The 13,352-nt window shown below is 60.3% G+C and carries 11 protein-coding genes; all 11 read right to left on the reverse strand.

The features are described from left to right. Nucleotides 1-505 precede the first annotated feature (505 nt). The 11 genes from ROSERS_RS17735 to ROSERS_RS17785 all read right to left on the reverse strand — a co-directional run bounded on the left by ROSERS_RS17735 (nucleotide 506) and on the right by ROSERS_RS17785 (nucleotide 13,345). Entirely contained in the window at nucleotides 506-2,794 is a 2,289-nt protein-coding gene (locus ROSERS_RS17735; RefSeq protein ID WP_011958139.1) for a TRAP transporter permease, read from the reverse strand. Nucleotides 2,795-2,964: 170 nt separating this feature from the next. Continuing rightward, the gene (locus ROSERS_RS17740; protein ID WP_011958140.1) at nucleotides 2,965-3,993 is read right to left on the reverse strand and encodes a TAXI family TRAP transporter solute-binding subunit; all 1,029 of its coding nucleotides are present in this window, start codon (nucleotides 3,991-3,993) and stop codon (nucleotides 2,965-2,967) included. Between the two features lie 439 nt (nucleotides 3,994-4,432). Continuing rightward, complete coding sequence (locus ROSERS_RS17745; protein WP_011958141.1) at nucleotides 4,433-5,182, reverse strand: EI24 domain-containing protein; 750 nt, start codon at nucleotides 5,180-5,182, stop codon at nucleotides 4,433-4,435. Between the two features lie 150 nt (nucleotides 5,183-5,332). Further along, nucleotides 5,333-5,692: a Trm112 family protein gene (locus tag ROSERS_RS17750; RefSeq protein WP_011958142.1), complete on the reverse strand. Its 360-nt coding sequence runs from the start codon at nucleotides 5,690-5,692 to the stop codon at nucleotides 5,333-5,335. 80 nt (nucleotides 5,693-5,772) lie between these two features. Further along, nucleotides 5,773-7,155 carry a metallophosphoesterase gene (locus ROSERS_RS17755; protein WP_011958143.1) on the reverse strand — a complete coding sequence of 461 codons (1,383 nt, stop codon included), beginning with the start codon at nucleotides 7,153-7,155 and terminating at the stop codon, nucleotides 5,773-5,775. A 5-nt stretch (nucleotides 7,156-7,160) separates the two neighbouring features. Beyond that, the gene (locus ROSERS_RS17760; RefSeq protein WP_011958144.1) at nucleotides 7,161-7,802 is read right to left on the reverse strand and encodes a phosphoribosylanthranilate isomerase; all 642 of its coding nucleotides are present in this window, start codon (nucleotides 7,800-7,802) and stop codon (nucleotides 7,161-7,163) included. 19 nt (nucleotides 7,803-7,821) lie between these two features. After that, nucleotides 7,822-10,257: an NYN domain-containing protein gene (locus ROSERS_RS17765; RefSeq protein ID WP_157041142.1), complete on the reverse strand. Its 2,436-nt coding sequence runs from the start codon at nucleotides 10,255-10,257 to the stop codon at nucleotides 7,822-7,824. A gap of 532 nt (nucleotides 10,258-10,789) precedes the next feature. Then, complete coding sequence (locus ROSERS_RS17770; protein ID WP_011958146.1) at nucleotides 10,790-12,265, reverse strand: cryptochrome/photolyase family protein; 1,476 nt, start codon at nucleotides 12,263-12,265, stop codon at nucleotides 10,790-10,792. Nucleotides 12,266-12,580: 315 nt separating this feature from the next. Then, nucleotides 12,581-12,829 (reverse strand): HepT-like ribonuclease domain-containing protein, encoded by a 249-nt coding sequence (locus tag ROSERS_RS17775; RefSeq protein WP_041334034.1) that lies wholly within the window; start codon nucleotides 12,827-12,829, stop codon nucleotides 12,581-12,583. Beyond that, complete coding sequence (locus tag ROSERS_RS17780) at nucleotides 12,816-13,112, reverse strand: nucleotidyltransferase family protein (protein WP_011958147.1); 297 nt, start codon at nucleotides 13,110-13,112, stop codon at nucleotides 12,816-12,818. The genes ROSERS_RS17775 and ROSERS_RS17780 overlap by 14 nt, the downstream gene beginning before the upstream one ends. A gap of 20 nt (nucleotides 13,113-13,132) precedes the next feature. Then, nucleotides 13,133-13,345, reverse strand: a complete 213-nt coding sequence (locus ROSERS_RS17785; RefSeq protein ID WP_011958148.1) for a hypothetical protein — start codon at nucleotides 13,343-13,345, stop codon at nucleotides 13,133-13,135. Nucleotides 13,346-13,352: the final 7 nt, after the last annotated feature.

Genomic DNA, 13,352 nt, shown 5'->3' on the forward strand with positions numbered 1-13,352 from the left:
GCGGGCGAGACAGGGGTCGGGGAGAGCGACCGCCGAGACGCCCGCGCTCCCAGGCAGTGTGCGGCTCGCGGGCGAGACAGGGGTCGGGGAGAGCGACCGGCGAGCCGCCCGCGCCCCCAGGCGGTGCGCGGCACGCGGGCGAGCCACCCGCGCTCCCAGGCGGTGCGCGGCACGCGGGCGAGACAGGGGGACGGGAGATCGACCGCCGAGACGCCCGCGCCCCCAGGCGGTGCGCGGCTCGCGGGCGAGACAGGGGGACGGGAGATCGACCGCCGAGACGCCTGCGCTTCCAGCCGGGGTGCGGCACGCGGGCGAGACAGGGGGACGGGAGATCGACCGCCGAGACGCCTGCGCTTCCAGCCGGGGTGCGGCTCGCGGGCGAGACGCCCGCGCTCCCAGGCGGTGCAGGGACGCGCAGTATTCCAGCGTACCAGGACCATTCCAGAACGACGCCAGGTTGCCCCGACAGGAATGCGTGCTATCGATCAAGATGTGATATCAGGCGTCACCCGACCGACCGTTCGCGCAGCGTTTCCGCTTCCGTTGCGGCGACAGCGACCGGCTCAGTTTGACGCATCTGACGCACCCGCACCACGTGGATCAGCAACCCGACCAGAAACAGCCCAAACCCGACAGCATCCGCACCCAGGTCGGCGTACAGCATCGCCAGACCGCCAATGCCCATAATGATGCGCTCGACAAGGTTCGCCTGACGGATCAACCAGCCGCCAAACGTGACTGCAAGCGCACCGACCGCCACACAACTGGTCAGAAACGTGACCGTAATTGTCACCCATCCGCCAGCGGCAAACGCCTCATACCAGGCAGGTTCGAATGCCAGCGCCACCTTGCCCGCATCCTGACCGACCTGCTGCAACAACAGGAGCAGACTCGTGCCATCGATCGTCATCGTAAACATGAACGGCACTAGAAAACCCGGCAGACAGTACTTCCATGCCATGAACATCGAGGGCCACGGACGACCGCCGGTAATTGCTGCGGCTGCCATCGGCGCCAGCGCCGTCGGCGGCGACACATCGGCAAGCACTGCGTAGTAGAAGATGAACATATGCGCAGCAGGCTCCGGCACCCCCACCTGCCGCAACGCCGGCACAATCATCACTGCCGCCAGAATGTACGATGCCGTGACCGGCACTGCCAGCCCCAGAATCCAGACTGCAACTGCCGCAAAGAAGACCGTTGTCAGGATATAACCGCCGCCCAGGCTCACAATCATGCCCGAAATCTTCAACCCCAGACCGGTCAATGTCACTGCGGAGACGATGATGCCGGCGCAGGCAGTGGTCGCAGCAATCGACACCACACTCCGCCCGCCATATTCAAGCGCGCGGAGAATGCGCATATTTTCGTCTTCGCCTGGAATGGCGCGCACCCGCTTATAGAGCGCCATACCCGCCGCAATCACAACCGTCAGCATCAACCCCCAGAAGACCGCCACCGATTCATTCATACGCTGCAGCACGCCGATCCTCTCCAGCGCCATCAGCACGACCGCCAGCGCAACGCCAGCAGCCAGCGCTTTCAGTGACGAGAGGCGCGTCTCAGGGCGAAGGAAGCTGAGACAGAAAGCGATGACAATTGACCAGTAGACCGCCATGAACGGCGTATAGCCAAACGCCATCAGGATTGCAACAGCAAACAGCGACGAGAAATGATAGCCAAACTTGCGTGTCAGATCCCAGAGCGGCTCGGTCTTGAACTCCACCGGTTGCGTCTTCATCCGGCGCGAATCAGCTTCGATCATCAGAACGATCGATAGATAGTAGAGCAGCGTCGGCACAATCGCCATGATCAACACATCGAGATACGAAATATCGAGATACTCGGCGATCAGGAACGCTGCCGCACCAAGCGTCGGCGGCGAAAGCGTGGCCCCGATCCCTGATGCCGCCAGCATCCCGGCTGCGACGGTTTTGTCGTACCCTGCTTTGCGCAGCATAGGCCACGAAAGCGACCCCAGCGTCACGGTCGTCGCCACACCGCTGCCCGACACAGTGCCCAGCAGGAACCCGGCAGCCGCTACGGTTCGCCCCGGACCGGCGCCGCTCTTCGATTTGCCCAGCGCTGCGAACGACCAGTCGATGAAGAACTTCCCTGCGCCGCTGTACTCCAGCACTGCGCCATAGATGGTAAACAACACGATAAAGGTAGCGGCGACATCGAGCGGAACGCCAAACACGCCCTGCAACGTCAGATAGTTGGTGCCGATCAGACGTTGCAGTGAGATGCCGCGATGGTCGAACGGTTCAGGAAAGACATACCCGAACAAGGCATAGAGGATCGAGAAGATCGCCACCAGCGTCAGCGCCATCCCAGTTGTGCGCCGGGTGGCTTCCAGCACCAGCAGCAACATAATGGCGCCCATGACCAGTTCGGTCGGGGTGGGTTGCGTCACACGTTGCAATGCCTCACGAAAATTGAGGCTCAGATAAATCATACTGGCAGCGCCCAGCGCTGCCAGCACGACATCATACCAGGGAACCTTCGCGCGCGCCGCTTTGCGCAACGGAAAGTAGAAGAAGGTCAACGCCAGAACGAGCATCAGAAATGTGGCGCGATAGACCTGCGTGGTAATGATCGCCTGCGTCCAGTACAGCGCGTAGATCGAGAGCGCTGCCGCAACAATTCCGGCAATCCACGCCCATGCGCCGCTCAGTTTACGTGTCGCCGCTTCGTTCTCGAACTCCTCGATAAGTTGCTCGACCTTCTCCTGGCTGATAACCTCGTTCGTGTCAGGCGTCTCATTGTTCTGAGCGTTGGCGGCAATGCTCATGCTGCTCCCCCTTGTGCGCTTGTTCTGTGAGTGATACCGGGATTCTCAACCGGTGCATCTATCGGCTAACAGGCTCGCTGAACGGGCAATCGTCATCAATACAGATTTCCGCCTGTGAGACGCGGGGCGACGATACAACCGTCGCCCCGCACACCTGCTCCAGCATCACATCACTCTTTCCAGACGCCGCGCTCTTTGTAGAACTCGATTGCTGCCGAATGGAACGGGATCGACGAGCCCTCAACCGCCGACTCCAGCGACAGCGTGCGCGCTGCCGGATGGATCTGATGCACTTCCTCCAGGTTGTCGAAGATGGTCGTCAGGATGCCCTTCACCTGATCGGCGGGCATATCCTCGCGTACAACGAGCAGGTTTGCCACGCCAATACCGGGCACATCCTGATCGGTTCCTTTGTACGTCCCGCCCGGCAGCACAGTTGCCGAATAGATGGGACCATACTTATCGACCATCGGTTTCAATAGAGCGCTTGTATCAATAAACACGACGGACTCGGTCGTTACCAGATCGGTGACTGCTGCGGTTGGCAGACCGCCAATCCAGAAGAAGGCGTCGATCTTCTTATCCTTCATGGCTGCCACCGAGTCGGCGACGCCGAGGTTCTCGCGGATGACATCTTCGGGCTTGAGACCGGCTGCCTCCAGTAGACGAATGGCGGCTGTCTCGGTGCTGCTACCGGCTGAACCGATCGATACGGGGCGCCCCTTCATATCGGCAATGCTGGTAATGCCCGAGTCGGCGCGCGCGACCACGTGAATGAAACTCTGGTAGAGGACGGCAATCGTCGCTGCTGGAACCGGACCTGTCGCCTGGTATGCCGCCAGTCCGTTGATCCCGTCATACGCTGAGTCGGCGGTGGTAAAGCCGATCTGTGCTTCATTGCTCTGAAGCAGTTTCATGTTATCGACTGAGCCGCCGGTTTCCTGAGCCGTTGCTTCAGTATTGGGCATCTTTTCGGTAAGAATCCGCGCCAGACCGCCGCCGTAGGGGAAGAACACACCGCCAGTACCGCCGGTGCCAATAATCAGTCGAAGTTTCTCGCCAGTTGGTGCGGGCGTGGGCGCAGGCGCTGCTGTAGGTGCACCTGGCGCTGCTGTGGGCGCTGCGGGCGTCGTCTGTCCACATGCCGCCAGCGCCAGTGCCATGATCGACCAGAGGATGACCAGCGTTCGTTTGAGCATACACGTACTCCTTTTTCTGCAACCGGATACACAAACGTGAACCAACGCCAGCATGGATCAGGCGCCAGATACGCATAAGCCGCCTGTGAGCGCACAACGATCAGTCCCCCTTCCATCGAGGCGCTCAATGATGAGCGTACCGGCGTAAGAAAGTATCCACTGAAGGTATATTTCAGCCTGGCAGTCCAGGATAACAGTCTATGCTCAACGAGCGCCGAAATGCGCCTCGAAGCAGGTCACCGCTGGCTCCTTTGAAACAGAAGCTTTGAGACGGAGAGCAGTATGAAAAGAGTTTACACACAACCCGGTTATCCGTCAAGGGTATGTTAACCTAATGTATGGTAGCGAGATCCTTACCGTTGTGGGTAAGGAAGGTGTCAACTCTCATCATCGCACTGCACTCCACGGCACTGATTGCAGAAGGAAGCGCCAGCGCAATTCAGGCGCCGCGATGATCGGCGCTCTGGTCGCAGTAGAAGAGGGTGCCAGCCGTAATGCAGAGCGGGACGGCGAACAGATTGAGGAAAGGAATACTGACCAGCCCCAGGCAGATCAAGCCAAACCCGGCAGTGGCAGGCAAGCCCCGCCGGATGAATCCCAGTTTCTCGCGAAACCGCAACCGCCGCCGTTCGAGCGGCGGGTCAAAGAAGTCGAGGCACGAAATGGTTGCACCAAGCGCAATGCCGCCTGCCGTTGCCAGTACCGTCCCAACGACCGGTATCAGGTTCAGGAGCAGGGTTGGTGCACCGATGAGCAGCGCCAGTATCAACTTCTTGAGCTCGAACAGGATCGCGCGGGCAATATCGCGCGTCACATTGCCCACCGTTGGCGGCGGAGCATCGAAAGCGACACCGCTGCGGTACTCTTCGAGCCGTTCTGATAGACGGCTGTAGAACGGCGACCCAATGACGACGCCAAAACGCACCAGCAGGTATCCGGTTGCGATCAGGAGCGCGACGACCAGCAACGCGCGCAACAGCCAGGCGATCACCGTCACCCATTCGGGCAGACCGGCGATCAATGCGTCGATGCTGCGAAGTCCGGCAAAGAGCAAACCGGCGTACAGGGTTGCGCCGATCAGCACATTCAGCAGAACCGGAACGATGATGTATTTCCACAGCGCCGGGTGACGGCTGAGCACACCCAGAGCACGCAGCGGGTACGAAGCGCCGGTGAAAAACGTTGTCATTGCTGAGAACTAAGAACTGAGAACCGAGAACTGAGAACTGAGAACCGAGAACTGAGAACCGAGAACAAAAGTAGAGACGCCGGGAAGAGAGACTGCTATTCCCGGCGCTCTCGGCGTCTGGCAGACAAATGCCGAACCGTTTGGGCAGTGTTACTCTTGCCTGATAATCAGGCTTTCGTCGCGGTTCTTTTCTCCCTCTTCGAGCAGCATGATCGGAATGCCATCCTCGATCGGGTAGCGATACCCGTTGCGACGATTGACCAGCCACTCCTTTCCTTCACTGTCTTTCATCAACTCGACCGGTCCCTTATCGCCCGGATCGGCGAGAATCGCCAGCAATTCCGGGCTGATGCTGCGCGGCTCGCTGCTTGATGATGACGATGGCTGTGATTGCGGACTGGATCCCAGATCGAACACGCTGTCTTCACGATACTGGCGAACGGCGCGGTAGATAATCACTCCCAACGCGATCAGTGCCGCTACGCCAAGGAGACGAAGGACAAGTTTCATGGTGATAACCTCCTCAGTTCCAGATGCCTGGTTCCTGACACCAAGAACACCCGGCTTCCAATGTTCAGAACCACGTTCCATTATACCGGGTCTTCGACCTTTTCCAACAGCGGTGCGTGCTCATCGCGCCAGAGATGTGGGCGCCTGCCTGCCTCCTGCCACACCAGCAAGCGCCATTCAGGCGGCGCTCCCTTCGCCGGGTATGTTATTTCGAGATAAGGGAAGCGCTGCTGCTGACGCCGTGACGTAGCAACATCGACAATCACATCAGTCCAGGCGCCGGTGTTGATATACGTCTGACGCTCATTCAACGGTACAATCTGCGCCAGGTGCGTATGCCCGCAGATAAAGAGGCTGACTGATCGACGGCGTGGATCGTGCGCGACACGTGCCATGCCGCGGATCGAGGCGTCCCGAAATGCGCGAACAGACTGACGCATCTGTTGTTCGGCGGCGCGCTGAAACGCTGCTTCGGAAAAGACGCCGGATTGCTGACGAACGCCTGCCGCACGCGCCAGAAGTGTCGCTGCCAGCGTCACCTGATGGTATGCTGGTTTCCACGACAGACCCGGTGAAACGCGCCCGTTGTCACCATGATCGACAACATATGTGGTGTTGCGGATCAGAACGTTGATCAGCAATACCAATCCGCGCGTGACCAGGCGACGTGTGGCATGGTTGCGCAATGTCGGCAGCGAGAGAGCATACCAGAAAATTGCTGACAGCGGCTTGATATTGTCGATCAGGGTGGCAATATCAACCGGTTCATCCTCCAGCAGGTTGATCGCCTCGCGGATCAGGCGCGTGCCAAACACAACCTCGAACGGCTCACAAATGCCGTCGAAGTGGACAAATCGATTCCATCGGTCGAACTGATTGCCGTGCACCAGGAAGATACCGTCACCCTCGTAGCGCACGCCAAACCTCAGGCGCGGATCATCGGGCGCCAGTCCGAGCGCCTGACGCAGCACCTGTTTGGCGCTGGCGTAGTGTAACTCGAAATCGTGGTTGCCGATAAGCACGGTCACCTGATTGTCGCGCCGCGCAAGAAAAGTGCGCAGTGCAGCGACTGGCGCCGCATGCGCCCGCAGGATCGTTTCGAGACGACGCGCCGCTGCCCGTGACGACCATTCGAGACCGGGGACATCCGGCAGACAGACCTGCAAGAACTCGAAAGTGTCGCCTGCCAGGATCAACTCGGTTGGTTCCGGATCGGCGGCGTAATGATGCAGCAACGCCGCAAGTTCGGCATCGGCGGTGAAATCATCGAGGCGGTCGCCCGCGCCGAGGTGCAGATCGCTCAGCACCAGTCGGCGCATCCCGACCTGGATGTCGTTCACTTCGATTGGCGGCGTCGTTTCTGTGGTTGGGTGCAGACGCACCGGGTGCAGGCGCCGCCGTAGAACCGGTAAAAGAATCATGCTGGCAAGCGCCAGCGGCAGCAGGCGAAGGGTTTGCACCATAGCGTTTATTGGGCAGCGGCGCGCGCGGCTGCGACGAATGCACGTATCTTCTGATGGTCTTTCACGCCATTGCTCTCGACACCACTGCTGACATCGACTCCCCACGGACGAACGTACCGGATAGCTTCGGCAACATTCGCAGGCGTCAGACCACCAGCCAGTAACAGCGGTCGCCGCCGCGCCAGGTCTGCGGCGCGATCCCAATCGGCAACCACGCCAGCGCCGCCGTAACTGCCAGGCACATGCGCATCGACCAGCAAGCGCACATGCGCCTGGTCTTCACTCAACCAGTCGCGCTCGTGCGCGGAGTTGTCGAAGCGAATTGCTTTAATAACCAGAAATGGCGCGAGATCTGCGGCGTATGCAACCGGCTCATCACCGCTCAGTTGAATGCCATCAAGACCACACAACGTTGCGATCTTACGAATGCGCGTCACATCGTCGTTGACGAACACACCGATCAGGGAAACCTGACGGCGACGATCATCAGCGGCAGTGCGCACCGCTGCTGCAATCACGGCAGCGTCATCAGGGTTGATCCGACGACGCGACGGCGCGAAGACCAGTCCGATCATATCAGCGCCAGCATCGACTGCCGTCAGTGCATGGTCGCGTGTGCGCACACCGCAAATTTTGACGTTGATCATCGCATACCCAAAGCATGAATCATGTCACTGATGTGTCTTCGGTCACCTCACGATCCTGTTTCTCGACCGCTTTTCGACGGCGTGGAGCACGCGGTGTTGCATCTGCCGCTTCGGTAGCGGTTTTCCGCCGCGAACGCCTGGGTGACGACTCCGTTGCAACATCTGCTGCACTCACATCCGTCTGGACATTCGCTGATACCTCGTCGGTTTCCGCCTTCACACGTGGCGCACGCCGGCGACGCGGTTTGGGTTGTTCCTCGACAGTTGCAACTATCGGAGCGCTTTCACCGGTTTCGGTCTCCTGCGCCGTTACTGCACTCTCTGCTATCGTTGTCACCGGCGCTTCAGCACTACCTGTCGCGTGCGCCTCCTCCTCAGCGCCCGTTGCCGCCATTGCCTCTGCTGGCGCTGCCGCGAACCCGGACGCATCGACCATCGCCTCGCCCGGCACTCCTTCCGACGTGCTGGCATGCTCCTCCTCAGCGCCCGTTGCCGCCATTGCCTCTGCTGGCGCTGCCGCGAACCCGGACGCATCGACCATCGCCTCGCCCGGCACTCCTTCCGACGTGCTGGCGCGCTCCTCCTCAGCGCCGGTTGCCGCCATCGCCTCTGCTGGCGCTGCCGCGAACCCGGACGCCTCTCCTTCCGGCACAAAAACGAACCCGGTTTCAACGGCATACGCAACGACCGAGACCTCAGAAAGCGGATCGGTTGCGGCGGCGGCATCGGATGGTTGTTCCGTATGTTCAGGCGGTTCCTGGGGCGCGAGGTGATACACGATACGGGCGCCTTTCCCGCTACGGCGGAGCATGCCGCTGTTGATCGCCTGCTTGATCAGCGACCGCAGTTCCTCGTTGGTGCGGAAGATACCAGCATTGTTGCGCGCCTCACGCAGCAGATCATGGATCTGCGCAAATGTCAGCGGACGACCGGCTGCTGCCACCACACTGCGCAGCATCTGCCATTCAGCCTCGGTAAATGGGCGCACTTCCGCACTGCGCGCAACCGTATCGCCAACCGGCGGCTCGACTGACTCGAACGGCTCTGGCGGTTCGACCGGCGTATCAACGATAATCATCTGATCCGCAAGATCAGGCGCTTCCAACCGCAGGTCGCGTTCTGGCTCTTCTTCCAGATCGGGCAGTTCATCGAACGTTGGCGACGTATCGGGCGCCAGCATATCGAACGAAGCGAGCGCCTCCTGTCGTTCACGCTCGGCTTCCAGGCGGTCGAGCAATTCCTCGAAGACCTCATCGGATGACGCATTCTGACCATTCGCCGCTTCGTGCAGCGCTTCGGTGATCAGTTCGTCCTCCACATCCCCGGTCAACTCGACACTCTGCGACAGGACAGCAGACGTTTCGGCAGCCGAGGGGCGCGTGGCGCTGCCGCGACGACGACGGCGACGGCGACTTGTCGAGACCGGACGACCGTCGATGTGCGCATCGACATTGATCGGCGTTTCGGGTGTGCTGACTGGCGGTTCCTCTTTGAGATCCTGCGCGAATTGCGAGAGTTTGTACGGATCTTCACCTGGCAGGAACACTTCGACGATTGCGCCGCTGGTGAAGACCTGCACTTTGCCGCGCCGTTCCGCTTCGAGTGCGAAATCTTTGAACTTTGCAAACGGTTTGCCGTTCGAGTCGCGGTACTTGCTCTCTTTGAACTCGCCGCCCATCAACTCTTTCATCACCAGTTTGAGCGATCCAAAGGAGCAGACATACCCACGTTCGCGTGCGAGATGCACCGCCTGCACCAGCATATCGTAGATATCGGGTTCCTCGCGCGCAGGTTCGGGTGCTGGCGGTTGCGCTGGCGATTGTGCACGCTCTGCCGGTTGAGGTTCAGCACGCTGGCGTGGCGCAGGCGCCGGTTCTTCCACCTCAAACATATCGCGCCCCCGCTCCACCGTGCGGATGCGCGGAACGTCGGCTTGCAGCGGTTGCGGCTTTTTGCCCAGCAACTGCTCGTAGAAGATGAACTCATCGGCACTCTGCGCCAGATGCCCGGAAGCGGCGCCGCCTACGCCGATGATGATGACTTCCTTCCCGTGCTGGCGGATCGCATTCACCAGCGGAATGAAGTCGCGATCACCAGTGGCGAGCACGAATTTGGCGATATTCGGATTGGTATACAGTGTCTTCATCGCGTCGATACAGAGGTTCATATCGACGCTGTTCTTAATGGCGCGTCCCGTGCGGCCCAGGTCGCGATCGTAGTAGTACGTCGGCACATACATCGGCTCGATGCCGTTGGCGTACAACGCGCTGGTGACACGCGGATACCGGTACCAGTCGGCATAGGCGCGCGCGATCACCACCCGGCCCAGGTCCGCGACGCGATCCATGATAATTTCAAAGTTCGGATTAACGTCGAGCTTGTCGCGAACGCTGACGTAGACATTCTCGAAGTCGATAAACACAGCGACATCGAGACGCGGATTGTCGGTAGCCATGGGTCGTTTAATCTTCTCCTGATTCGTGAGGTCGGCAAGCGTCAACTCCGGGAAACAGCCGCAGGCCAGGCATCTTCCACAGCAGGGCGCCAAAACGCTTCATAGCATCAGGCGCAGACGCGCGACAACATCAACCAGCGAAGCGCCTGTCTACGGAGCGTCCCGCTTCCGCTCGCAGCGCCATCGCGCATCATCTGCTGTTGGAGAACCAGAGCCTGCGAACGCACGGCAACGATCTGCGGCATCGATAGTCCGCCAGACTGAGCAGTCGTCGCTGAACAACTGCTCGTTCCAACCAAAAGAAAGAACTGCCGCAGTCACTTTGAAATCATTGCGTCGCTCGAGGAGCCGATCACTTGTCAACGTGCAAACAGATAACCAGATTCGAGACAGGCACAGGCATTGGTTTCCAACACCTGACGCTCCGTTATATTCTAACTATAGCATTGCCGCAACTAAAGCGCAACAGGCAGCGCCGCGCGATGAGGGCGCATGTGTATGCATGTCGCCTTTGGTGGCAGGTGCGTCGCAATCAACGCGAAGAGACGGCGCGATAGAGCGCAAGCGCGCGCGCCCGCCGTTCGGCATGGTCCACAACCGGCGCCGGATAGTCCCGCCCGATGATAACGCCGCAACGCTGCTGTTCAGCATACGGCATCGTCCAGGGCGCATGAATGTAGCGGTCTGGAACCGCTTCCAGTTCTGGTAGATAACGCCGCACATACGCACCCTTTGGATCGAACGTTTGCCCCTGACTGACAGGGTTGAAGATGCGGAAGTAGGGTTGCGCATCGGTGCCGGTTCCCGCGCTCCACTGCCACCCGCCGTTGTTGGCCGCGTGATCGCCATCGACCAGTTGTTGCATGAAATAGCGTTCGCCCCAGCGCCAGTCGATCAGCAGGTCTTTCGTCAGAAAGGAAGCGACAATCATACGCGCCCGGTTGTGCATCCAGGCTTCCCGGTTCAACTGACGCATCGCAGCATCGACAACCGGGTAGCCGGTGCGTCCTTCTTTCCAGGCATCGAACAGCGCGGGATCGTTTTCCCATTCGAGCGCGTCGTACTGCGGTTTGAACGCGCTGCGCAGCACATGGGGATGATGCCAGAGAATCTGGTAGTAGAAGTCGCGCCAGGCAAGCTCGCCGATCCAGGTTTCGATTGACCTGGTGAGCGTCGCGGCGCATTCGGCGTCCTGTTCTTCACCCGCCCGGTCGAGGAGGTTCAGCGCGGCGCGCAGGGCAGCGCGCGGCGCGACGCACCCAAATCGCAGATAGGGGGATAAGCGCGAGGTCGCCGGTTCAGCCAGCAGGTTGCGTCCATCGGCGTACCCCGCAATTCCATGGGTGGCGCGCGGATCGAGGAACGCCGCCAGGCGCGCAGCTCCAGTCGTTTCACCGCCAGCGGGGATCCGCTGTATGACTGACACGTCGAGATCAGGATTATCAGGGATGGGAAGATCCGCCACGCCATCAGGAACCGGTTGCAACACCGGCGGCTCGTATGCGCGCAACACATCGTCGCGGCGCTGTTCCACCAGCGCGCGCCAGCGCCGCCGGTACGGCGTGTAGACCGTGTATGGTCGTCCGTCATCGGTGCGCACGTCGTCGGGTTCCATAATGACGGCGTCGGCAGCAATGAACGTTGCGACGTTCAGATCGCGCAGCATTGCTTCGATATGCTGATCGCGCTGGCGCGCAAACGGGGTATAATCGCGGTTCCACGAGACGCCGACGGCGCCGGTCGCACCCACCAGATCGCGCAGCACGTCGGATGGTCGTCCACGTCGCACCACCAGGCGACTGCCCCGCGCGCGCAGGCTGGCGTCGAGGTCGCGCAGCGCCGCGATCATGAACGCTACCCGCGCCATGCCGGTGCGTGGCGCATGCAGGATGGCGTCATCGAGAATGAACAACGGAATGACCCGCCCGCCGCTGCGGGCAGCCGCGCCGGAGAGCGCCGGATTGTCGCGCAGGCGCAGATCGCGGCGAAACCAGTGAATCCACAGCATACACCTACCGTTTGCGCTTCACCCACATATGGAGATTGAGAATTTATTCCGCTCTACCGCGCTAGCCGTGGGGCTGAAGCCCTCGGCTAGCCAGGGCGAAGCCCGCCTGCGCGGGCTAGAGCGGATTATTTACTCAAAGACCATATCAAGCACAGGCATCGGCGCTTGCGAACAGTATCCTCACGTAATCATACTGCGGACTTTGAGATTCCTGAAACAGAATGTGCTTGCGGGCAAATGTTTGTTTGTTCCACGTTCCATTATCGTAGCGTTTTTGGAGCTCATCAAAGGGCGTAGCGGATCACCAGGGCAACATTACGGTTCCTCCGTCGGAAGCAGTGGTTCGATCTGCTCCAGCAATTGCGGTACGGCTTCCGTTGCAGTCCGCCACACCAGATCCCAACGAATCGTATCGTAGCCGTGGATGAACCGGTTGCGCATTCCGGCGATCTTTGCCCACGCGATTTCCGGGGGTGAGGATCGAAATTCGTTACCCCGGACGAAGGAAACAATCCTACGAGCCGCCTGGGCGATGTCCAGTAAGGTCGCCTCATCGCGCCACATAGATCATCCTTGCACTCTCCAGGATGTGACGACGACGAATCCAGTTCTCGCTGCGCTCGACACACTGTCGCTCAACCAGGTCCGCTGGACGCCCCATGATCGCGCTCAGCTCCTGTTCCGCACCTGCCAGGTCCAGCAGGTTCCATCGAGCTTCGGGAGCGAACTCCACCAGCACATCTACATCGCTTTCAGGACCGAAGTCGTCACGCAGCGCCGAGCCGAAGAGCCACACGCGCTGCACCTTCCATTTGCGGCAGAACGCCTCGATCTTTTCCATTGGCATGGAAATCTGCACCGGCACTGCTACCCCTCCACGGGAGAAAACATTCGCGCCTTGAACAGACCATCCAGCGAACGCGCGCCGGGGATGCGCGAATCGCCGTTGACATAGATCTCAGCGGCGCCTGCGGTCAGGTTGTGGTTGGCGACGAAAGCCGCGTCGCGTTCATAATCTTCTATCCCCCAGCCTGCAATGTCGCGCCAGATCACGACGGCGACGCGACTATCGCGCAGCATGCCGCGA

This window comes from Roseiflexus sp. RS-1 (assembly GCF_000016665.1).
Lineage (GTDB): Bacteria > Chloroflexota > Chloroflexia > Chloroflexales > Roseiflexaceae > Roseiflexus.

What these genes read in the sequence shown, in the direction of transcription:
- ROSERS_RS17735 (WP_011958139.1), bottom strand. Translation starts at nt 2,794, where the DNA reads ATGAGCATTGCCGCCAACGCTCAGAACAATGAGACGCCTGACACGAAC.
- ROSERS_RS17740 (WP_011958140.1), bottom strand. Translation starts at nt 3,993, where the DNA reads ATGCTCAAACGAACGCTGGTCATCCTCTGGTCGATCATGGCACTGGCG.
- ROSERS_RS17745 (WP_011958141.1), bottom strand. Translation starts at nt 5,182, where the DNA reads ATGACAACGTTTTTCACCGGCGCTTCGTACCCGCTGCGTGCTCTGGGT.
- ROSERS_RS17750 (WP_011958142.1), bottom strand. Translation starts at nt 5,692, where the DNA reads ATGAAACTTGTCCTTCGTCTCCTTGGCGTAGCGGCACTGATCGCGTTG.
- ROSERS_RS17755 (WP_011958143.1), bottom strand. Translation starts at nt 7,155, where the DNA reads ATGGTGCAAACCCTTCGCCTGCTGCCGCTGGCGCTTGCCAGCATGATT.
- ROSERS_RS17760 (WP_011958144.1), bottom strand. Translation starts at nt 7,802, where the DNA reads ATGATCAACGTCAAAATTTGCGGTGTGCGCACACGCGACCATGCACTG.
- ROSERS_RS17765 (WP_157041142.1), bottom strand. Translation starts at nt 10,257, where the DNA reads ATGGCTACCGACAATCCGCGTCTCGATGTCGCTGTGTTTATCGACTTC.
- ROSERS_RS17770 (WP_011958146.1), bottom strand. Translation starts at nt 12,265, where the DNA reads ATGCTGTGGATTCACTGGTTTCGCCGCGATCTGCGCCTGCGCGACAAT.
- ROSERS_RS17775 (WP_041334034.1), bottom strand. Translation starts at nt 12,829, where the DNA reads ATGTGGCGCGATGAGGCGACCTTACTGGACATCGCCCAGGCGGCTCGT.
- ROSERS_RS17780 (WP_011958147.1), bottom strand. Translation starts at nt 13,112, where the DNA reads ATGCCAATGGAAAAGATCGAGGCGTTCTGCCGCAAATGGAAGGTGCAG.
- ROSERS_RS17785 (WP_011958148.1), bottom strand. Translation starts at nt 13,345, where the DNA reads ATGCTGCGCGATAGTCGCGTCGCCGTCGTGATCTGGCGCGACATTGCA.